At 60.9% G+C, this 20,795-nt stretch carries 19 protein-coding genes; 5 read left to right on the top strand and 14 right to left on the bottom strand.

The annotated features are described in order from the left end of the window. Positions 1-115: 115 nt before the first annotated feature. Positions 116-2,170 (bottom strand): TonB-dependent receptor, encoded by a 2,055-nt coding sequence (locus BLR77_RS01890; protein WP_074675203.1) that lies wholly within the window; start codon positions 2,168-2,170, stop codon positions 116-118. Positions 2,171-2,515: 345 nt separating this feature from the next. Here BLR77_RS01890 and BLR77_RS01885 point away from each other — a divergent pair, with 345 nt between their 5' ends. After that, positions 2,516-4,189: a sensor domain-containing diguanylate cyclase gene (locus tag BLR77_RS01885; RefSeq protein WP_074675202.1), complete on the top strand. Its 1,674-nt coding sequence runs from the start codon at positions 2,516-2,518 to the stop codon at positions 4,187-4,189. Positions 4,190-4,201: 12 nt separating this feature from the next. Here BLR77_RS01885 and BLR77_RS01880 read toward each other — a convergent pair whose 3' ends face one another. Next, positions 4,202-4,762 carry a type 1 glutamine amidotransferase domain-containing protein gene (locus tag BLR77_RS01880; RefSeq protein WP_074675201.1) on the bottom strand — a complete coding sequence of 187 codons (561 nt, stop codon included), beginning with the start codon at positions 4,760-4,762 and terminating at the stop codon, positions 4,202-4,204. Between the two features lie 203 nt (positions 4,763-4,965). Beyond that, positions 4,966-5,511, bottom strand: coding sequence for a hypothetical protein (locus BLR77_RS01875; protein ID WP_074675200.1), 546 nt, complete (start codon positions 5,509-5,511; stop codon positions 4,966-4,968). A gap of 234 nt (positions 5,512-5,745) precedes the next feature. On the opposite strand from BLR77_RS01875, the gene BLR77_RS01870 reads away from it, so the two are divergent. Further along, positions 5,746-6,045, top strand: coding sequence for a chorismate mutase (locus BLR77_RS01870; protein WP_074675199.1), 300 nt, complete (start codon positions 5,746-5,748; stop codon positions 6,043-6,045). A 24-nt stretch (positions 6,046-6,069) separates the two neighbouring features. Here the strand turns inward: BLR77_RS01870 and BLR77_RS01865 are convergent, their stop codons facing one another. From BLR77_RS01865 to BLR77_RS01855, 3 genes are all read right to left on the bottom strand, one after another. Next, positions 6,070-6,696 carry a LysE family translocator gene (locus BLR77_RS01865; RefSeq protein WP_074675198.1) on the bottom strand — a complete coding sequence of 209 codons (627 nt, stop codon included), beginning with the start codon at positions 6,694-6,696 and terminating at the stop codon, positions 6,070-6,072. A 305-nt stretch (positions 6,697-7,001) separates the two neighbouring features. Continuing rightward, the gene (locus BLR77_RS01860) at positions 7,002-8,789 is read right to left on the bottom strand and encodes a hypothetical protein (RefSeq protein WP_139202847.1); all 1,788 of its coding nucleotides are present in this window, start codon (positions 8,787-8,789) and stop codon (positions 7,002-7,004) included. Positions 8,790-9,257: 468 nt separating this feature from the next. Then, positions 9,258-10,076, bottom strand: coding sequence for an alpha/beta fold hydrolase (locus BLR77_RS01855; protein WP_074675196.1), 819 nt, complete (start codon positions 10,074-10,076; stop codon positions 9,258-9,260). A 234-nt stretch (positions 10,077-10,310) separates the two neighbouring features. Between BLR77_RS01855 and BLR77_RS01850 the strand changes: the two genes are divergently transcribed. After that, positions 10,311-11,570 carry an XAC2610-related protein gene (locus BLR77_RS01850; RefSeq protein WP_074675195.1) on the top strand — a complete coding sequence of 420 codons (1,260 nt, stop codon included), beginning with the start codon at positions 10,311-10,313 and terminating at the stop codon, positions 11,568-11,570. Positions 11,571-11,646: 76 nt separating this feature from the next. On the opposite strand, the gene BLR77_RS01845 is transcribed toward BLR77_RS01850, so the two are convergent. The 4 genes from BLR77_RS01845 to BLR77_RS01830 form a co-directional block, all read right to left on the bottom strand. Next, a complete protein-coding gene (locus BLR77_RS01845) occupies positions 11,647-11,982 on the bottom strand; it encodes a low molecular weight protein tyrosine phosphatase family protein (protein WP_074675194.1) in 336 nt (111 codons plus the stop codon). Further along, positions 11,979-12,173: a hypothetical protein gene (locus tag BLR77_RS01840; RefSeq protein WP_074675193.1), complete on the bottom strand. Its 195-nt coding sequence runs from the start codon at positions 12,171-12,173 to the stop codon at positions 11,979-11,981. The genes BLR77_RS01845 and BLR77_RS01840 overlap by 4 nt, the downstream gene beginning before the upstream one ends. Before the next feature lie 96 nt (positions 12,174-12,269). Next, the gene (locus BLR77_RS24930; protein ID WP_139202846.1) at positions 12,270-12,920 is read right to left on the bottom strand and encodes a hypothetical protein; all 651 of its coding nucleotides are present in this window, start codon (positions 12,918-12,920) and stop codon (positions 12,270-12,272) included. 96 nt (positions 12,921-13,016) lie between these two features. After that, complete coding sequence (locus tag BLR77_RS01830) at positions 13,017-14,078, bottom strand: AI-2E family transporter (RefSeq protein WP_074676728.1); 1,062 nt, start codon at positions 14,076-14,078, stop codon at positions 13,017-13,019. A 154-nt stretch (positions 14,079-14,232) separates the two neighbouring features. On the opposite strand from BLR77_RS01830, the gene BLR77_RS01825 reads away from it, so the two are divergent. Further along, complete coding sequence (locus BLR77_RS01825; protein WP_074675191.1) at positions 14,233-14,937, top strand: class I SAM-dependent methyltransferase; 705 nt, start codon at positions 14,233-14,235, stop codon at positions 14,935-14,937. 6 nt (positions 14,938-14,943) lie between these two features. Here BLR77_RS01825 and BLR77_RS01820 read toward each other — a convergent pair whose 3' ends face one another. Together BLR77_RS01820 and BLR77_RS01815 are read right to left on the bottom strand one after the other, a co-directional pair. Next, positions 14,944-15,333 (bottom strand): GFA family protein, encoded by a 390-nt coding sequence (locus tag BLR77_RS01820; protein WP_074675190.1) that lies wholly within the window; start codon positions 15,331-15,333, stop codon positions 14,944-14,946. Between the two features lie 143 nt (positions 15,334-15,476). Beyond that, positions 15,477-15,851, bottom strand: a complete 375-nt coding sequence (locus BLR77_RS01815) for a DUF7079 family protein (RefSeq protein WP_074675189.1) — start codon at positions 15,849-15,851, stop codon at positions 15,477-15,479. Positions 15,852-16,068: 217 nt separating this feature from the next. Here BLR77_RS01815 and BLR77_RS01810 point away from each other — a divergent pair, with 217 nt between their 5' ends. Further along, the gene (locus tag BLR77_RS01810; RefSeq protein WP_074675188.1) at positions 16,069-17,772 is read left to right on the top strand and encodes an amidase; all 1,704 of its coding nucleotides are present in this window, start codon (positions 16,069-16,071) and stop codon (positions 17,770-17,772) included. A gap of 275 nt (positions 17,773-18,047) precedes the next feature. On the opposite strand, the gene gspD is transcribed toward BLR77_RS01810, so the two are convergent. Beyond that, a complete protein-coding gene (gene gspD / locus BLR77_RS01805) occupies positions 18,048-19,991 on the bottom strand; it encodes a type II secretion system secretin GspD (protein ID WP_074675187.1) in 1,944 nt (647 codons plus the stop codon). A gap of 4 nt (positions 19,992-19,995) precedes the next feature. After that, the gene (locus BLR77_RS01800) at positions 19,996-20,643 is read right to left on the bottom strand and encodes a type II secretion system protein N (RefSeq protein ID WP_238380529.1); all 648 of its coding nucleotides are present in this window, start codon (positions 20,641-20,643) and stop codon (positions 19,996-19,998) included. Positions 20,644-20,795 lie beyond the last annotated feature (152 nt).

The following is a 20,795-nucleotide window of genomic DNA, read 5'->3' as shown; positions in this document are numbered from 1 at the left end:
CGTTCGCTCGGCATTGGCACGATGTCGTGCGTTGTAGGAGCCCGCTTGCGGGCGATGGCTGACTGACGCGATCGCCGGCAAGCCGGCTCCTACTGATTTGGCTTCAGGCCAGAATCTACAGCTTCATATTCACCGACAGATAGGCCGAGCGGCCCGGAGCGGGGGAGAACATTGGCTGTTCGTCGCCAGCGGCCCAGAAGAAGTTGTCGAACCATACGTACTCGTAATCGCGGTCGGTCAGGTTCTTCAGTTGCAGGTCGAGGCTGGTGGTGGCCGATACCTGATAGCGCACGTTGGCATCGAGCACTGCGAAGCCGCCGTACTTGCCCTGTTCGTTGAGCGTGTCGATGTAGTAATCGCCCTGTGCGCGAGCTTGCAGGCCGAAGCGCCAGGCGTCGTTGAACTGATAGTCGACGCCGGCATTGCTGATGTAGCGCGGCGTGGAGATCACCTCGGTGCCTGCCAGCGAGCGACCGCCGTCGGTAAAGGCGCTGACCACCTTGGCCTCCTGAATGGCGTGCGAGCCCCACACAGTCCACTGATCGTTCAATTGTGCGGTGAGCTGCATGTCGATGCCGCGACGTCGGGTTTCGCCGAGGCCGACCGTGGTGCCGGTCGCGGGCATGTTGGAAACCTCATCGGTGGCGTCCTGTTGCCACACGGCGATGCGCGCTTCCGAGCCGGCGAACGGTTTGAACTTCACGCCCACTTCCTTGCCGGTGTTGATCGACGGTTTGTACGACGCCTGGCCGGCGCTCATGTACGCCGGTGCGGTCGAGCCAGTGAGAATCTGGAAGGTACGGCCCCAGTTGGCGTACACATTCACATCCGGGGTGACGCTGTACACCACGCTGAGCTTGGGCTGCTCGATCCAGCCGTAGTCCTGCAGCTCGGCCTTCTCGCCGTTCATCAGCTCGGTATTACCGGAGAACTTGTCCACCCGGTAAGCCGGGATGATCTTCAACTGCTCGATGGGCTGGATGATGGCCTGGGCATAGGCGCCGGTGTTGTACAGCGTGTAGCTGTCGTCGTTCTGTGTGCGCGCCGGCGGCGCGTCGAAATCGGTGGGGATGCCGAAGTCGTAGCGGTAGCGGCGGTACTCGTTGTTCTGCTGCTCGTAGTTGATGCCGCCGTCGAGGGTGAGCGTCTCATGCGCGCGCCAGGTCAGGTTGCTCAGCACGCCGGTCTGGCGTTCCTCCCACTGGCGGCGTTGGCGCGGGGCGTTGCCGACCGGGTAGTCGGTGAAGGTCACGGTGCGGTCATCGTCGTAGCTGTTGTAGTACAGCTTGTTGCTCAGGCTCAGGTCGTCGCTGAGCTGGAAGTCGGCATGCACGCTGAGGTGCTTCATGTCGCGGTCGTCGCCGTCGTTGGCGTTCTTCGCCGGCGACCGCTTACGGCTGGCGGCCAGCTCCTGTGCGGTAAGAAAGCCCGGTTCCTCGGCCTCGTGGTGGTAGAGGCGGGCGACCACGCCGAGCTTCATGGTCTGCTCGTCATCGCTGACGAACCACTTGCCGCCCAAGGAATATTTGTTGGAGTCGCTGTGGTCACGGAAACCGTCGGAGTCCTGCTTGGCCAGGAAGTAGTTCTGCGCGAAGTTGCCTTCTTCATGGCCCACCGCCAGCTGGAATTCGCGGGTATTGAAGCTGCCGTAGGTCAGGCGGCCATCGGTGTAGTTGCCGCCCTGACGGGTGACGAAATTGATGTTGCCGCCGATGTTGTGCAGGCCGTAGCGCGGGTCGTTGGTGCCGCGCACCACTTCGATGTACTCCATATCCAGCGGGAAGACCATGTCGATGAAACGCTGGTTGCCGCTGTTGACGTTGCTCGGCACGCCGTCGATCAGGGTCTTGATGCCGTTGATGTAACCCTCGCCGTTGAAGGCGCGGAAGGTCACCTTGCCCGATTCGGCGCCCATGCGCGTTTCGGTCAGCTGGATGCCGGGCATCTGGCCCACCAGTTCCCAGCTGTTCATCACGGTTTTGTCCTCGATCTTGTCGCTGCCCATGATGTCGACCGAGCTCAGGATGCTGTCGGTGCGCAGCGTGCCGCTGGCCTCGGGGGTGATGTAGACCGAGCCGAGCGAAACGGTGGAGTTGCCGGACGAAGCCGCGTGAATCTGAGGCGTGACCAGGGCGGTCATGACGGCGAGGGAGGCCGAGGTGGCTTTCATGGTGATTCCTAGCGTTGCGTTTTCTAAGTGAGGGGAGGGTGTTGCGCTGGTCTGCTGCGCGGGCTGGCGAGTCTCCAGGCGGCAACGGGTTGTCCGGTTGACCGGAACGTATCGACGAATTGTCTTTTATAAAGACGTTATATCATAACAATTTTAATGCGCTCAGCCAGCTCGCAATCAAGCTGCCACGGCCAGACAAAGCCCTGGCTAGAGCTCTCGGTGGGTGAGCATGCGGTGCAAAGGCCGATGAACAGCGGCCTGACCTGCACGAACGATTAGACGTCAGCCCGCCAATGGCGTATCAATATCAGGCGCCTTCTGGATTTCTATCCAAGCAGAATCACTATGCAGCCCCTGTATTCGGTCAATGTGCCCAACAGTGCCAATGATGAGCAGCTCGACGGGGTCGTGCGCCTGGTTAGCCGTTATTTCGACTCGGCCGCCGTGCTGGTTTCCGGGACCGGTTCTGCGCGCCATATCTGGGCCAGCCCTGGGCTGAGCGAGACGCGACTGACCAGGATCATCGGCATCAGCGAAACCACGCCCAATACGCTCGTCTGGCCACTGCAGGCGCAAGCAGACACCCCGCTCGGCACGCTCTACCTGCATTTTGACCAGCCGCATCAACTCGACGCCAAACAGCGCGAAGCCCTGCAGGACTTCGCCGCCCTGGCTCTCGATCTGCTGGTGCGCGCAGCGGACGAAGCTCGGCAGCGTCATGAGATTGCCGCCCTGCGCGATAGCGAACGACGCATGGCGCTGGCCATCTCCGGCAGCGGCACCGGCATCTGGGATCGCAATGTCGCCACCGGCGAAATCCATTACTCCAGCAGTTGGAAGGCGCTGCTCGGTTACGCCGAGCATGAAATCGGCAATCGCATCGAAGAGAGTTACACCCGCGTACATCCCGCTGACCTCGACTACGTGCGTGCGACCATCCAGGCGCATCTGGATCAGCGCACCGAGGCCTATGAAGTCGAGCACCGCCTGCGTTGCCGCGACGGCCAGTACAAATGGGTGTGCAGCCGCGGCAAGGTGGTCGAGCGCGACAAGCACGGCAAACCGCTGCGGATGGTCGGCACCACCACCGACATCACCGCCATGCGGCGGCTGTCCGAGCAGGTGCAGCTGACCGCCACCCTGATGACCGACCTGACCAACGAAATCCCCGGCATGGTCTTCCAGTACCGTAGGCAGGCCGACGGCACGTCCGCCTTCACCTATGTCAGCGCCGGCGCGCAAGCCATCTGTGGCCTCAGTGCCATGCAGCTGATGCAGGATGCCCAGGCGCTGACCGACATCGTCCACCCGGATGACCGCAAGGCTTTCATCGATTCCTTCCAGCTGTCGGCCGAGCAACTGACACCCTGGCATCTGGAATTCCGCGTGCAGGTGCCGGGGCGCGAAATCGCCTGGTGCCAAGGCGAAGCCTGCCCGCGCCGCGAAGAAGACGGCAGCGTGATCTGGCATGGTTTCATGACCGACTTGACCGAGCGCAAGCAGATCGAGGCCGAGCTGCAGGCTTTTGCCACCACCGACTTTCTCACCCAACTCGCCAACCGCCGGCACTTCATGTGTCAGCTCGAGGCCGAGCTGGCGCGCCTGCAGCGCAGCCCCGAGCAGAGCGCGGCGATCCTGATGTTCGACCTGGACTACTTCAAGACCATCAACGACCGCTGGGGCCACAACGTCGGCGACCAGGCCTTGCGCCATTTCGCGGGCATTCTCAGCAGTCAGCTGCGCAAGACCGACACCGCCGGACGCCTGGGTGGCGAGGAGTTCGCCGTGGTGCTCAGCGAGGCGAATCTGGACAAGGCCAGAAACTTCGCCACGCGCATCCAGAATGAACTGGCCAGGTCGCCGATCCTGCATGCCGGGGAGCCGATCTTCCTCGCCGTCAGCGTTGGCATCTCATCGCTCAACGCCAGTGATGCCAGCGTCGAGGCCGCCTTGTCGCGCAGCGATATTGCCCTTTACTGCGCCAAGCGCGGCGGGCGTAATCGCATCGAGTATCACTGACCCGCGGCTCGCTCAGGCCGCCAGCAATGCCTGGCTGATCGCCTCGTTGAATGCCGCAATGTCGCCCGGATTGCGCGACGTGATCAGCGTCCAGTTCTGCCCGGGGCACACCTGCACTTCGGCGTCCACCCAGCTTGCACCGGCGTTGGCCAGGTCCAGGCGCACGCTGGAATACGACGTCATCACCTTGCCCTGTACCACGCCGGCATCGATCAGCAGCCAGGGGCCATGGCAGATCGCCGCGACCGTCTTGCCGGCGTCACGAAACTCCTGCACCAGACGCTGTGCATCTTCATCCTGGCGCAGGTTGTCGGCGTTCACCGTGCCGCCAGGGATCACCAGCAGATCGTAGTCCGCCGCGCCCACACCCTTGAGCTGGGTGTCGGACTGCACGGTAACGTCCTTCTCGCTGTCCTTCAGCCAGGTCTCGGCCTTGCCGCCCTTGACGCTGGCGTGGGTGACGCTGGCGCCCTGGTCCTTCAATGCCTGCATCGGCTTGAGCAGCTCGTCGCGCTCGATGCCGCTGTTGGCGGTGATGAACAGTACCTTCTTGCCTTGCAGATTCGAATTCATGATCGATACCTCCGCTGATGCGCCGCGCGGGCGCGCTGAATGACCGCGTTGGTGAACGCGGCATGCATCAGGATTGAAAAGCGTGAGGTGCAGAAGTTCGAACTGATTGCGCGCAGGCCAAAGCGTCATCGTGCCGGCGTCCGCTGCGACTCGGTGCCGGGCTGTGGCGCAGCTCACGCCTGGTTAACCCTCGCAGGGCTGGCTCACAGGTTGGCCGAGGGCAGCTGCAACCAGATGGAAAACACGCCCAGCACGCTCCAGAAAACGATGAACAGCCAGGGGGAACGTAGAAAGAACATCAGCGATTTGTAGGTACTTTCTCGGCTCGCCTCCTGCTCGCTGAACAGCGGCGAATCATCATAGGCATGGCCGAACTCGGGATCGCTGCGCAACAGCTGCTCCTGCTTGTAGTGCCAGTGTTCGATGATCGTGGCGGAGGCCCTGATCCCAGGCCAGGCGTGCAGAGAGTTGATGATGCCCAATAGCGTAAACAGCGCAGGGACTACCAAGGTGAACACCGCCCCCCAGTTGGCGTTCGAGTTGGCCATGGACGATGCATAGGCGATCACCAGAAACGACTGCGCCGTCAGATAGGAGTTGGTGCGCCCGGCCAGCAGGCTGGTTTCGTACTGAATTTCCCGGCGATAGAAATCGAGCCGCTCCTTCGGCGTACCGAATATCAGCAACTCCGCCTGTTTCTCACGCAGTGGGTCATGGATGTCGGAGGTAATGATTCGCGAGGTTTTCATCGATGTCGCTCGACTGTTGGATGGGCCTGCCCGGCAGACGAGCAGCCGCTAGGGGGCTGACGAGTTAGACCGCGAGACCTTCAGTCATTCACTGTTTTTATTGGGCCGGCATGCCACGCACGGGGCGTGGCACCCCAGCCGCAGGCGTAAGCCGGCGGGCATTTGCGCTGGACGCATGGCGCCATGCTGACTAACGTGACTGGCCCCATTCGAAGCACCACAGGAAATCGTCATATGGACGTGCAATGCAAATCCCTTGAAGAGGTGCGCGAGCGCATCGACCAGATCGACCGCGCCATGGTCGACCTCATCGCCCAGCGCGGTGGCTTCGTCGCCCAGGCGGCGCGCTTCAAGAAAGACAGTGCGGATGTTCGCGCCCCTGCGCGCGTCGAGCAGGTTATCGCCAAGGTGCGCACACTAGCCGATGAGCGCGGCGCCTCGGCAGCGGTCGTGGAGCAGGTTTACCGAGCGATGATCGCCGCATTCATTGAAGAGGAACTGCGTACCCATGCTGCGTTGGACGCAGATGCCTGAGCGGCGCCACCGCTTACGCTGAGCCTAACGCTGGCTCAGAGTCGCCACCGATACGCCGGAGGCTACGAAGGTCATCCCAGCACCCAGGTTCAAACCCTTCACCACCCGTGGCCGCGCTTGCAGATAGCGCGACAGCGAGGTGGCGAACACACCCATCAGTGCGAAGCCCACAGCTGTCAGCACCGCGAACCACAGGCCGTAAACCAGCATCTGCGTGCTCACCGAACCGCGTTGCGGATCGACGAACTGCGGGATGAATGCCAGCACGAAAAAGCCCGGCTTGGGGTTGAGCGCGGCGGACAGAAAACCGGTGAGAAAGATGCTCGGCAGCGATTGCCGAGTCACGGAGCGAAAGCTGATCAGGTTGCGCGTGCGCAGCACCTTGATGCCCAGCCAGAGCAGATAACCAGCGCCGATGCACTTGATCAGCCAGAACGCCAGCTCCGACGTCTGCATCAGCAATGTCAGCCCCAGCGATGCCGCCAGCACGTGAAACAGAATCCCGGTGCCCGACGCCATGCCTGAAACGATGGCGGCAAGGCGCCCCTGGCCGAGCCCGCGCGCCACCGCCAACAGATTGTCCGGGCCGGGAGCCAGCACCAGCAAAATGCAGGCGCCCGTATAAGCCAGCCAGGTATCAATAGGGAACATGCACACCTCCATGCCGAAATGAACGAGGGCTCCGCCCCCACGGAAGGCTGACACTAGCGCAGCGTAATTAGCCGGGGCAAACCATCGTGGCTGGAAATTCACCACAACTGCCGAACGGTAAACACAGCAGGAAGCCACTCGTTGGGTACGAACGAGTGGCATCCTGAATCGCCCCTAGTTTCGTAGACGTATCCGAGCCTCATTTGGACTGCCCTCGCTCCTGGCCGAGAGCCGCCATTAGTAAGCGACAGCTACCGGCCAGAAGCGGACTGTTGCCCAGTAAATAAATCTGTCCCCTTTTCCAGCTAGATAGTGTCAGGAAGTCCGGGTCGATTCGCCCTCCCCCCTGAAGCGCTACTTCTCAAAAATTCCGATAGCTCATCCAGTGAGCACGCCCATCGTAAATCACCTACAGATATTGATAGAGATGCAGAATGGCTCGTGTATACCGCAAATGGAGTGCAAACAACTCCAATAACATGCTTGTAGCTTGTTAAGTTAAAGTTATCACCCACCTTCCGAGCTTGGAGTTGGCTGACGATGCTTTCCCAATAAACCACCCCGTTGTCCACCGTCGATGCCGCGTTGCGAATAACGTTGTGCGTACCGCGATCATACTCGCGCGTGTATGGGATGCTTTTGCACGAAACCACTAGTAGGGTGCCATCGTAGGATCCGATAGCATCAATGTCGGTTAGAGCTTGGCCGTCCACTTTAAGCTCCCGCTGCCGCAACCCCCGAATGGAACTGTCTGCCCAAGGGGAAAAATCGATTACCTCCTGAACCACGTCCTCAAACTTGGCTGCACGCTCATTAGCAACCTGCCCTTGAGTCTTGGGGAATTGGAACCAGCCTAGAAAACCCGTAGAAGCGGCCCACATGTCAATACATACGTAGTCGTTCGTAATCCGGAGGATATCTCCGTGGGAGAGGGGCCAGACTTCACCTTTAAAGTTCAAGCAACTGGCGACGAATGCGCTGTAGTTTTCAGGTGCTTGAAACTGTGGAAGATACTGACGAATCTCATCGCATGCCTTGGAGTATTGCTCGTCGGCAAAATTTTCCCACTGCTGGAATTCCATGATGAAATAGCCTAGCTCCATAACTCGAAGGAATGAGTAACGCTGCCTCTGAAGCCAGCGCCCGGCGAGAAAAATCAGCAATAGGCAAAGCGCAGCGTTGTTATCAATGTCGACTTTTTCCATAACAGGCAGGCGGTACAGCTCGAAAAGTTTTGCATAGTCAATGTTCGACGGGCTGAAGCGAACAATTATTTGCCGGTTTCCTCCATAAATTTCAGCTCGTGAGTTTCCGTCAAGAAACTCTTGAGGCGAGAAAACTATTTCATCATGCATCCCCCACAGCGCCTGCGTTATATCGACATGGGCTTTAATGTCGCCGGCTGCTGCATCGTCATGAGCGAGGCCCGCTAAGCTCATCGCTACCCCTTGAAAAGTGCGACGTTGATAGTTATGGCGCTGGTCATAAATCTGCACGGCGGCTTCCAGTAACGGGTGTCGCACGCGGCGTGGGAGGACTGATCTAAAAGCTGGCAGACCCACTATGAACTTGCTTTTTATAAGTGCCCGGTGCGGCTGTCTGGAAAAATCAAATTCGGATCCTTTACTCGCAAAACGAAATCCAACTTGTAAATCATAAATAATCGTAATGAAAGACACAAAGCGCGCGACGTGCCTTAACGTGCTGTCGTTAATCGGAAAAACGAAGCCGTTACTCCCATATGTAGCTGTTTCTGATTTCGTACTGCGATTTGCGTAAACCTCAGCCAATACTCGGGAGTTAACACCAGTGGAAGACAAGTCCCCACTAAAAATTGCATTAGGTGTACGCCGAAGGTAATACATCCAACGCATGCCTGAATATGAGTTGATATTGTCAGTGAATGCTTTTTCTAATTCTCCAATGCACTGAGTGAAAAACTCTGCACTTTCTCGAGCCGGCAGAAGTTGCTTTTCTTGCGCAGCTCGAAAGAAATCCAGATGCTTAACTTTCGATTCCAGCTCTTTGATGTACTTCTGGACATCCGTCTGAAATTTTTTATTTAGTGCAGCTTTTAGAAGCAGATCGCTCATTTAATTATTTATCCAAATCTAGGATGTCGCTTTCGTACGGATGTTGGAAGCGCGAATTATTGGCTCACTGTACTTAATGGGTAGTACCTTCTTACGGTTTTGATACCTGCCCCAATACCCATCCTCCCAGTACACTTTAGACGCGCGGATTCTGACAGTAAGCAACTGAGCAGCGGAGCTTTCGATGAGCGAGTGTATCGCCCGTACCACTTGCACCGACGCAGGAGTGCTGGCTCAACGGAAAGGTAGTACAACACTGCCGGCAGCAACGGTGATGAAAAGAGCACTTCATAACGGGGCAGATTGGTCACCCAAGTGAAGCCACACATCGACAACCATACCCTGAAGGGCTTGCGCGATGCCCTTTCGTTGAATGCCCTTCAGTTAACTAGCGACTGCTTCTGGCCGAAAGCAGCCCGATCACAGTGCATTCTCAGTAGCGTCAGCCCATGAGAGTAGAGGCCAGATTCAAGATTTCTCCTTATCGAGCCGCGCACAAATCATCGGCGCTGCGGCATACAGGCAGGAGTAGTGAGAAAGCCCCTCCATCCGCTCGATGCGAGCATTCCGTGGTAAGCGTTCGGCCAGATGCTCCGACATACCGAAAGGCGACCAGTTGTCCTCGGTACCATGCCACAGGCAGACGTTTGCCTCGCTGGCGAAGGCGCTGGCTGCCCATGGCTGGAGATACTGCTGTATATCCCGCGTGTAGCCGGTTGTGCCTTGCGCAAAGCACTGTCGCAATACCTGACAGATAAGCGCTCTGAACTCCGGTGACTTCACCAGCTCTCGATCCTGCCCCTGAGCGCTGGCGAACAGCATGCGAAACAGCATCTGCGGTGCTCGTTTGGCCAATAGCGCCTGCCACTTCACCAGCCACTGGAACAAACCTGGGTTGCGCTTGGCCATCGAGAAAACGGCCTTGCCAGCCATCTCATTGAGGAAGTATCCGCCGTCGAGCGGGGCGGCTGCGGAAACCAGATGCAGGCTGCGAATCTGGCCCGGCATAAGCGCGCTGACTTCCAGCGCGGCATGGGCGCCGAGGGAGAATCCGATAACGTCGAGCTGAGCGCCTTGCGTCTTCTCGTTGATCGCCTGTGCGATATGCCGGTAGTAGTCGGCACCGCTGATGGCACGGTCGATGGCGAAGCGATCGAAGCAGAGGACACGCAGGCCGTGTTCTCGGGCTGGCGCATCGTAGATGGAACTCTCATGGGGCGAGCCGGGCACCCCGTGGAAATAAACCACCGGTTTGCCTTTGGGGTTGCCATATTCGCTGAAGTCCATTTCTCGTTCCGGGCTGTGGGATGTCTCGATCTTGTATCACCCGCGCACTGAATATGCGCCAGGGCGGGCTGTCGCATGGCGAGGCGTACTCAGGCAGCACATCACCGCTGCCTCTCTCACTCCGTCAACCTGAGCTGCTGTCGATGGCGTGTACTGCCGAGCGCTAGTCGTTTTTTCCGTCTCCATGACGGCATACTGCGCTCCATTGGGCTCCCTGCGAAACAAGGACGTTGTATGCCATCAATCCGAAATCCCCGTGCTCTTCTCGTCATCCTTGCCGCCTTCTGGTTACCGGCGCTGCATGCCAGCACTACAGAAACCGCTGCCGCTTCGGTGGAGTTTCCCATCTGGAGTCACTCCTTTGTCGGCGCTCTGGGCAGCAAGCAGGTAGAGGTTTCCTTGAGCCGCGTTGCCGATAATCTGTCGGGCAGCTACTGCTATCAGCCGTGTAGTAACCAGACGCGCATCCAGCTCGTGCTGGAGGGGCAGGTGCAAGGCGCCGGGGCGGAGCTGATCGAGCGAGACCGCAAGAATAAAGCAGCCACAACGGGCATTTGGCAGATCGAATCGCTGAAAGACGGCATCACCGGTACCTGGGTTTCGCCTGATGGCAAGCGCAGGTTGCCACTGGCTTTGCGCAGGGCTGAGTCCGAGGATGAGTTGCAGGCGCGCTTTCCCTATGAAATACGTTTGTTAGCCGATGCGCTGCCCGAGCCGGAGGGCGAGGGTTGCCCGACGCCCCCGCTGGTTTCGGCCATCCGTCTGTACAAGGACGCTGTGCTGTTGCAGACCCTGGAAACCGAGTCCCAGGGGACCTGCAGCATTTTCACGCCGGTGTTGTTCGATGCGAACTTCGATGGCTGGCCCGATCTGAGCATTGCCCAGTTCTTGCCCGCTGGCCCCAATATCCCTCATCAGACCTGGCTCTATGACCCGGAGGCGGGGCGCTTCGTCGATGCGCCTGCAACATTGCAGGGCATTACCTCGCCTGATTTCGACCCGGAGCACCAGATCGTCTATTCCTTCTGGCGCGCCAGTTGTTGTGAGCATGGTGTTTCGATCTACCGCTGGAAGGGCGCCGAGCTGCATGAGGTCGATACCCGGAGCAGTTATCTCCTGCCAGTGATGGACGGCGATGCGCGGCGCCTTTGCTATATCACCCCTGGTTACGCTGAAGGCTTCATCGAGTATCCAGGGCGGGTTGAGCAGTCTGCAGATGGGCGCTTACGGTTGCACCAGATCGACCTGAAAACCTGCGAAATCGACGACTGGGCTTTTCTGGATCGCACGTATATCGACATCTGGAAACCCGCCAAGCCTGGGGAGAAACCGGTTCTCCTGCGTTCAGAAAACGTTGTCTGGAAATCGACCGAGACCTCGGCCGGCCAGCGTTATTGTCCTGAAGTGCCTTACTTCGACAGTGGCCGTATTCGGCGGGTGATTCTCAGCGACAAGCCGGACCTGTGCAGAGAGGAGAGCCCGACGCAGGAGTAGATGATGAGGTTGGGAGCAGGGAAAAACGACAGCGTTATATGAAGGTACGACGGTTGTGCAGTTGAGTCGGACGCTTTTACAAGCCCGGCTCATCCAGATGCGCACTGACCATATCGTCGAGCATCTCCACCAGTTCCGGGTCCATGAAACGATAGTCATCAGGGATGTCCAGAATGTGCAGCCGCTTGTGTTCGAGCAGGCGGGCGTATTCTGCGCGCATGCGATTGGCGTGCTTGTGTTCCATGACGAAGATGACATCGGCCCAGCGGATATCCGCTGGGCCGATGGGTTTGCGAGCGTTCGGGCTGGTACCAGCCGAGCGGGCTTCGAAGCCGGGGCGGCGGCGCCAGATCGCTTCCGCCGTCGGGCTACGCCATTGATTGCGGCTGCAGATGAAAAGGAGTTTGGTCACTCTTGATCCAGCAGTTGGCGGGTGGTGCGAATGGGGTAGCTGAGGCCGAGTTGGCGTGCTCTGAGCAGTTTCTCCGCTCGGGTATACAGCAGCTTCCAGTTCTTTTCTGGCTGTTGATACGGCAAGCGCATCAGCGGTTTGGGTGCATCTTTGTGAGCCTGTGAGCGTCTCCAGGCACGGGTTCTTTCCATCGTGATTTCCTCGTGAATACCGGGTTCAGCAGCCGCGGTAGTACGAGTTCGGCATATGGTAGATGCGAATCGACGGAATGCCCAGAGGTGCGTGGCTCATTCCCTCCTGACATGTTTGAGCCAGTTCCAGAATGGATCGTCCGACTTCATCGCATCCATGCTTTCGGTGCGTTGAACGATCTCTGATGCACGTTCGGGGATATGCAGTCCCAGTGTCTGGGTAACGTGGATACGGAGCAAGGTGGGAGACGGAGGGTCGCTGTTATCACCGTATTCATCGGCCTGTACTTCTCTGGGAGTACGGTCGAAATGTTCTGGCCAGCAGAGTTCGTTATATCCGATAGCCAGAAGTCGCAGGAGGTCTTCTATGCTTTCCGTCAGGATGCACAACATCAGGGAACCTGAACCTGACCCGAGGTGAACGACTTTCTGCTGCCCGGCGTTATCTCGCCATAAACCAGCCCATGAGCCATCTCCTCCTGTTCTGAGGAAAATAGTAAGCCGCGCGTTCACCTCCGGGTCATCACTGCCGGTCCACAGCGCAGTATCGGCTGCGTCGGGTGTATAGAAGGCAATCGTGCACATATCGCTGTAGTCAGGTTCGGGATGCAGGGTGATGTAGCGAACACCGTCCCGTCGTTTTCGCACACAACCATGCGCTTCCAGCAATTGAAGCGCTTGCTTGAGCAGTGCTGGAATCTTGTTCCCAACCGGAAATGCGGCGGCAATTTCTTCGGTAAATTCCATTTACTTCCCCGCTGCGGTTTGTGCGCTTGCTTGGTCATGAGGCGCGTTAGGCTGAAGAGAGGGTATCCATTATCTCGTCGCGCTCCCACGCTTTCTTCACTCCGGCAATCTGACCTTCTTCTTCGCCCCGAACAGATTCCAGCTGGCCACGAACAACGCGGCTACCAGCGGGCCGATCACGAAGCCGTTGAGGCCCAGCAGGGACAGGCCGCCGAGGGTGGAGATGAGGATCAGGTAGTCGGGCATACGGGTGTCCTTGCCGACCAGAATCGGGCGCAGGATGTTGTCCACCAGGCCGATCACCAGCACGCCGAATAGCGTCAGCACCACACCTTGCCAGACGCTGCCGGTGAACAGCAGGTAAATGGCTACGGGGGCCCAGACGATACCGGCGCCGGCGGCCGGTAACAGCGACAGAAAGGCCATCAGTACGCCCCACAGCAGCGGGCTGTAGATGCCCAGCGCCCAGAAGATGAAGCCGCCGAGCGCGCCTTGCACGGCGGCGACCACCACGTTGCCCTTGACGGTGGCGCGTACCACGCGGGTGAACTTGATTTGCAGGCGCCGTTTGGTGGTGTCGCCCAAGGGGATGGCCGTACGAATGTTGCGCACCAACTCCTTGCCGTCGCGCAGCAGGAAGAACAGCAGGTACAGCATCACGAAGAAGCCGATGAAAAACTCGAAGGTGCCCTGACCGATGGCGAACACCTTGGTGGCCAGGTATTGGCTGCCGGCCATGGCGCCCTTGGAAATCTGTTCCTGCAAGCCTTCGAGATTGGATATGCCGACTCGGTCGAGCTGTTCCTGCATGGAGGGTGGCAGCACCTGGATGATGCTGGTCACGTAGGCGCCAATATCCAGCTCGCCCGACTCCAGCTTCTGGTACAGGGCGGTGCCTTCGGCCACTACCGCCGAGGTGATGAAGATCACGGGCAGAATCGCCACCATGAGGCAAATGATCAGCGTCAGCAGGGCGGCCAGATTGTTTCTGCCGTTTGTGCGCCGTAGCAGGCGCTCCTGCAGCGGCGCGAACACCACGGCCAGCACCATGGCCCAGAATACGGCCCCGTAGAAAGGCAGCAGTATCCAGAAGAAGGCGACCGTCACCAGGACGAGTAGCAGGATGAAGGCTTTGTGTTCGAAGGTCGGGCTCTGCATATCGGGTTCGCTGGGAATGGTCATGTCAGTTAGTCCCCCGACACATTGGCAAAGTGCCGACAAAGTTGGCTTGGGCTTTGGGCGATGCAGTGGGGGCTTGACAGCTCTGGGATACTCGAAGGTATCAGTACGATGATTCGACGGAGGATTTGCCATGCGTGACGAGGAACTCAAGGCGCTGTTCGACCAGCAGGCGGCGGGCTACGACCAGCAGTGGGCGGGGATGGCGCCGATTCGTCAGGCGCTGTATCTGCTACTCGATGCGCTGTTCGTCGGGCTGCCGGCCGATGCGCGGATTCTTTGCGTGGGCGCCGGCACGGGTGCGGAAATCGGTCACCTGGCCGAGCGCTTTCCAGGCTGGCGCTTCACTGCGCTCGACCCTTCCGGGGCGATGCTCGAGGTGTGTCGCCAGCGCGCGGAGCGCAGCGGTTTTCTGCAGCGTTGCGACTTTCACGAGGGTTATCTGGATACGCTGGCGCCTGGGGCAGCCTACGATGGCGCCACCTGTTTCCTGGTGTCGCAGTTCCTGCTCGAACCTGCAGCGCGAACCGGCTTCTTCGGCCAGATCGCGCAGCGCCTGAAACCCGGCGGGCTGCTTGCCAGTGTCGACCTGGCAGCCGATATCCACTCGCCGGCCTACGAGGTGTTGCTGCATGGCTGGATGACGCTGATGGCCGCGGCTGGGGTCGATGCGCAGATGCTGGAACGCGCGCGCACAGCCTATGCCCGCGATGTGGCGGTGCTGCCGGCGCCGCAAGTAGCCGGCATCATCCAGGCCGCCGGTTTCGCGGCGCCGGTGCAGTTCTTCCAGGCCGGGCTGATGCACGGCTGGATAAGCCTGCGCGAAGCCGATGTTTGAGCGGCTCTACTCGTGGCGCGTGCTGCGCTCGCGGTCGCGCGGGTAATGCCGGTCGAAGGGCAAGGGCGGTAGCCAGGCCTCGCGGCGGATGGTCCAGAGTTCGTAGGTGGGGGTGAACCGGTTCGGTTCGTCCAGCGAGCCGACGTTGACTTCGATTTCATCCCCCGAGCGTGCGAACACCGGCGAGCCGCAGCGCGGGCAGAAGTGGCGGCCGGCGTACTGGCCGGTTTCGCCCTCTATCCTCACCGCGTCCTGCGGGAATATCGCCGAGGTGTGGAAGAGGGCGCCGTGGTGCTTGCGGCAGTCCATGCAATGGCAAACGCCGACCCGATAAGGCTGGCCGCTGGTTTCGAAGCGTACCTGGCCGCAGAGGCAGCCGCCGGTGAGGTGGGACATGGCGATGTTCTCCTGTTTCGTGTGCAGGGACTGAGAACATAGCAGGGGATGACGTAATGCCGACCAGTCAAGCCTGGGAGGATTTGTTCGTAGGCGCCCGCTTGCGGGCGATGCGTCTGTCGAAATCGCCGGCAAGCGGGCGCCTAGGGTTTGGCAACGCCTCGCCCTAGGTGATCGAGCTCCTGCTCGATCTTCACCCATTCCGGTTTCAGGGCGCGGCGCAGGTAGGCGATGAAGAGTCGATCGCGCAGGCGGCGCAGGGTGGAGCTCCGTCGCGCGGCCTGGGCTCGCTCGATGGTTTCGCTGAGCCAGGCGCTGTCGAAGCCTGTCCAGATCGGTGGGATGGGCGCGAGCATGTTGGAGTAGCACGCGGGAGCGACATCCTCGTAGAAGGCTGCTTGCGCCGTGACGCGATCGAAACCCTGCACTTGGTGGGCGATGTATCCGTAGTCGACTTCGGTGTCGACGAATACGTCCGACAGCGCCAACCACAGATGGATGCGTTCTTCGCGGGTCATAAGCCTGTTCTGCTCAATGCTGCGTAATCAGTGGCGAGAATGTAATGGCTGGCGCGCATCCTGGCCATTGGCGCGGGCTGCTGCGAAGGCCTGACGGGATGTATCATCGGGCACATATTTGCATGACTGAATCTGCCTATGAGCGTCGGCCGTGCAAGCGCTGTTTTCGTATCCATGGCCGTGCGACACCGGCCCGCCATCTGCGAGTGATGACACCATGATCGAGGTAACCGAAGTTTCCATTGCCGAGCTGCGCGCCGCGCTGGAGGACGGCCGCACCACGGCGGTTGAGCTGGTCAAGGCCTATCTGGCGCGTATCGACGCCTACGACGGCCCGAACACGGCCACCCAGCTCAACGCGGTGGTGGTGCGCAATCCCGAGGCACTGAAGGAAGCCGAGGCCTCCGATGCGCGCCGCGCCCGTGGCGAAACCCTCGGCCCGCTGGATGGCATTCCCTACACCGCCAAGGACAGCTATCTGGTCAAGGGCCTGACGGCGGCCTCTGGCAGCCCGGCGTTCAAGGATCTGGTGGCACAGCGTGACGCCTTCACCGTCGAGCGCTTGCGTGCGGCCGGCGCCATCTGCCTGGGCAAGACCAATATGCCGCCGATGGCCAATGGCGGCATGCAACGTGGCGTCTATGGCCGTGCCGAAAGCCCCTACAACGCGGACTACCTGACCGCACCCTTCGCCTCGGGCTCGTCCAACGGCGCCGGCACGGCGACTGCCGCCAGCTTCGCGGCCTTTGGCCTGGCCGAGGAAACCTGGTCCAGCGGGCGTGGTCCGGCGTCGAACAATGGCCTGTGCGCCTACACGCCGTCGCGCGGGGTGATCTCGGTGCGTGGCAACTGGCCGCTGACGCCGACCATGGACGTGGTGGTGCCTTACGCCCGCAGCATGGCCGATCTGCTGCAGGTGCTCGACGTGGTGGTGGCCGACGATGCCGACAGCCGTGGCGACCTCTGGCGCATGCAGCCCTGGGTGCCGATCCCGAAGGCCTCCGAAGTGCGTCCCCAGTCCTACCTGGCACTGGCGGCCAAGGCTGAAGCGTTGGCCGGCAAGCGTCTGGGCGTGCCAAGGATGTTCATCAACAAGGACGAGCTGGCCGGTACCAGCGAGAACCCAGGCATCGGCGGGCCGACTGGCCAGCGCATTCATACCCGGCCGACGGTGATCGCCCTGTGGGAGGCGGCGCGCCAGGCGCTGGAAGCGGCCGGCGCCGAAGTGGTGGAGGTGGACTTCCCGCTGGTGTCCAACTGCGAGGGCGATCGCCCCGGCGCCCCGACCGTGTTCAATCGCGGCATCGTCACGCCTGAGTTCCTGCATGACGAGTTGTGGGAGCTCAGCGGCTGGGCCTTCGACGACTTCCTGCGTGCCAATGGCGACCCCAAGCTCAACCGCCTGGCCGATGTGGACGGCCCGCAGATATTCCCGCACGACCCCGGCACGCTACCGAACCGCGAGGGCGACCTGGCGGCGGGCATGGACGAATACGTCAACATGGCCAAGCGCGGCATCAAGCCCTGGGACCAGATCGCCACGCTGCCCGACGGCCTGCGGGGCCTGGAACATACGCGCAAGATCGATCTGGAAGACTGGATGGATCAATTGGGCCTGGATGCGGTGCTGTTCCCCACCGTGGCCGATGTCGGCCCGGCCGATGCCGACGTGAACCCGGCGTCCGCCGATATCGCCTGGAGCAACGGTGTGTGGGTGGCCAATGGCAACCTGGCGATCCGTCATCTGGGCGTGCCGACCGTGACCGTGCCGATGGGCGTGATGGCAGATATCGGCATGCCGGTGGGCCTGACTTTCGCAGGTCGCGCCTATGACGATTCGGCGTTGCTGCAACTGGCGGCGGCCTATGAGTCGACCGGCTCCAAGCGCCTGGTGCCGCCGCGTACGCCGGCGTTGGGGTGAGTGCCCGCAAGGGCTGTAGGAGCGGCGCCTCGCCGCGAAAAGGCTTGGCCGACAGTTGTGTAGGAGCGAGCGTTGCGAGCGAACTGCTTTTCGCGAGCAGAGCTTGCTCCTACAAAGGCACATCGATTCAGCCCTCTGCCCCGGCCCCTCTCCCGTAAACGGGAGAGGGGAGACAGGCGCTCTACAACCCTGTGGGAGGGGCTTTAGCCGCGACTGCTGCAGAGATTGTCGCCGCTAAAGCGCCTCCCACGGGTTTATCCTCGCAACCAACTCGCTCATTGCCGCAAATCCACTGCCGGTGCGCCCTGGCCGTCGAACAGCTGGCCCGGCGTGCTGGGCAGGATGCTGGGACGGCCGTTGTCCGGGCCGCCGTTGCCGATGATGCGAATGTCGCTGTACTTCTTGCCCGACAGCGCAGCCAGGCCGGCGCCGTCGCGGACGATTGTCGGCCGCAGGAAGACCATCAGGTTGCGCTTGATATGGGATTCGCGGGTAGAGCGGAACAGCCCACCGAGCAAGGGAATGTCGCCCAGTAGTGGCACCTTGGAGATGGCCTGGGTGACGTCGTCCTGAATCAGGCCACCGAGCACGATCACCTGGCCGTCGTCGGCGAGGATGGTGCTCTTGATCGAGCGCTTGTTGGTCACCAGATCGACCGCCTGGGCGTTGAGCCCGGTGCTGGGGGCGATGGAAGAGATTTCCTGCTCGATCTCCAGGCGCAGGGTGGCGCCCTCATTGATGCTCGGTGTGACCTTGAGGGTCACGCCGATGTCCTGGCGTTCGATGGTGGTGAAGGGGTTGCCGGCACCCGAGGCGTCGGTGGTGTAGGAGCCGGTCTGAAAGGGCACGTTCTGCCCGACGAGGATTTCCGCTTTCTGGTTATCCAGGGTCAGCAGGCTCGGCGTGGACAGCAGGTTGCTCTTGCTGTTGGCCGAGAGTGCGGTGATCAGTGCGCCGAAGCGGTCGCTGCCGATGCCGATGATGGCGCCGTCTGGCAGGGTGGTGTTCTCCGGTATTTCGCCGTTTTGCAGGATCTGCAGCACGCTGCCAACCGACAAGCCGGTGCCGCCGAAATTCACCCCGCCCAGACCACCGGTTCTGCCGCGGGCATCCACGGCCCACTGCACGCCGAGGGCGTCGGTGATGTCGCCGGAGATCTCGACGATGGCCGCTTCGACCATCACCTGGGCGCGTGGTACGTCGAGCTGGCGCACGATGTCTTCGAGGGTGGCGACCAGATCGGGGTCGGCCAGCAGCACCAGGGCGTTGAGGCTCTCGTCAGCGCGGATGAGGATGTTCGACTGCCTGCCGGTGGTTTCGCTGTTTTCCTGGTTCTTCAGGCCTTCGGAAATGTCGCCGAGGGTTTCGGCCAGGGACTTGGCATCATTGTGACGCAGGCGGATTACCCGCGTATTGGCCGAGCGGCTGGTGGGGCTGTCCAGCGAGCGGGCCAGGTCGGCCAGTTTGGCGCGGGCGTCCGGTGGGCCGAGCAGAATCAGGCGATTGGTGCGGGCGTCGGCCACCACCTGGGTGGCGCTGGTGCCCTTGGCCTGGCCCCGGGCAATGGCGGTATTGAGCACTTCGGCGGCGTCCATTACCCAGGCGTGCTGCAGGGTGACCACGCTGAAGTCCTGTGCGCCGCTCTGGTCGAGCTGGCGCATCAGGTCTTCGATGCGTTCTATGTTGGCGCTGCGGTCGCTGATGATTAGCGCGTTGGACGAGGTGACGGCAGCCAGGTGGCCGTACTGCGGCACCAGGGGACGAATCAGCGGTATCAGTTCGGCCACTGGCGCGTGCTGCACCTGGATCATGCGGGTTTCCAGGCGATCCGGCGCCGGGCGGCCGGCATCGGCTTCGGCCTTGGCTTCGGCGTTGGGCACGATGCGCGCCTGGTCGCCCTGGGTCAGCACGCTGAAACCATGAGTGGCCATCACCGAAAGGAACAGTTGATAGACCTCGGACAGCCCCAGCGGCGCGCTGGAGATCACGTTGACCTGGCCCTTCACGCGCGGATCGACGACGAAGGTCTGCCCGGTGATGGCGGCGATCTGGTCGATGAATTCGCGGATGTCGGCGCCCTTGAGATTGATGGTCCAGCTTTCCTCCTGCTGGTTGGCGCTGGCCGGCACCTGCTCGATCTGCGCAAGCAGAGGCAAGGGTGCAGCGGCCAGGCCGGCGGCGAGGAGGGCGAGGGTCAGACGGCTTCGGAGAACATGCATCGGTTCAGTCGCTTTCCATTGGCTGATCGGCGGGCGTTTCCTCTGGCAGGGTGCCAGAGGCTTCCATCTGTTCGCGCAGGTCTTGCATGCGCTGGCGCAGTTGTTCGAGATTGTTTTGGTCGAGTTGATCGAGCTGTTCGACAGGGTCGTCGATTGTCTCGTCCGGTGGCGTATAGAGGCTGTACTGGCCACTCTGCTGACGAGGGAAGGCCAGGCTTTCGCGGCGGCCGTTGCGCAGCAGTTCGACGCGGTCGGCATAGACGGCATCCAGGCGCACGCCATTGTCCACATCCATGCCGACGGTATAACGCTGGGCGCTCTGGCCCTGGCGCTGGACCACCGCGCTGGAGCGTTGCGGGTCGCTGTGGACGAAGCTGCCGAGCAGGGTCAGTTGCAGGTTGGTGGCCGGGGGCGGGCCGCTGTCGTCCTGGCGTGGGGTGCCGAACAGCTGGGCGATGGGGGCCTGCGCGCGTTGTTCCAGATTGGGGGCGGTCTGACTCAGCGATTGCGCTACGGGGCTGCGCACCAGGCGCAGCAGTTCTGCGCTCTGCCAGGCCAGACTGACGCTCAGGATGAGCAGCACGAGCATGCCGATCAGGCTCGGTGCATTGTCCTTGATCCGCTGGGGAAGGGCCGAAATGGGCAAAAGCATTACTCCGCAAACGACAGTCTAGTTCTTCTTATGTGCTGGGCGTCGCGCGCTGATCATAGCAGCCTGCACGAGGTTGGCATCCCCTAAATAGGGTGGGTGTACAGTTACAGACGATGTGTTAAAGATAATTGAATAAACGCACAAAAAGACCG

This window comes from Ectopseudomonas alcaliphila, from assembly GCF_900101755.1.
Classification (GTDB): Bacteria; Pseudomonadota; Gammaproteobacteria; order Pseudomonadales; family Pseudomonadaceae; genus Aquipseudomonas; species Aquipseudomonas alcaliphila.
Note: the sequence above shows the minus strand (reverse complement) of the source record. Positions and strands in the feature narration are given on the sequence as shown.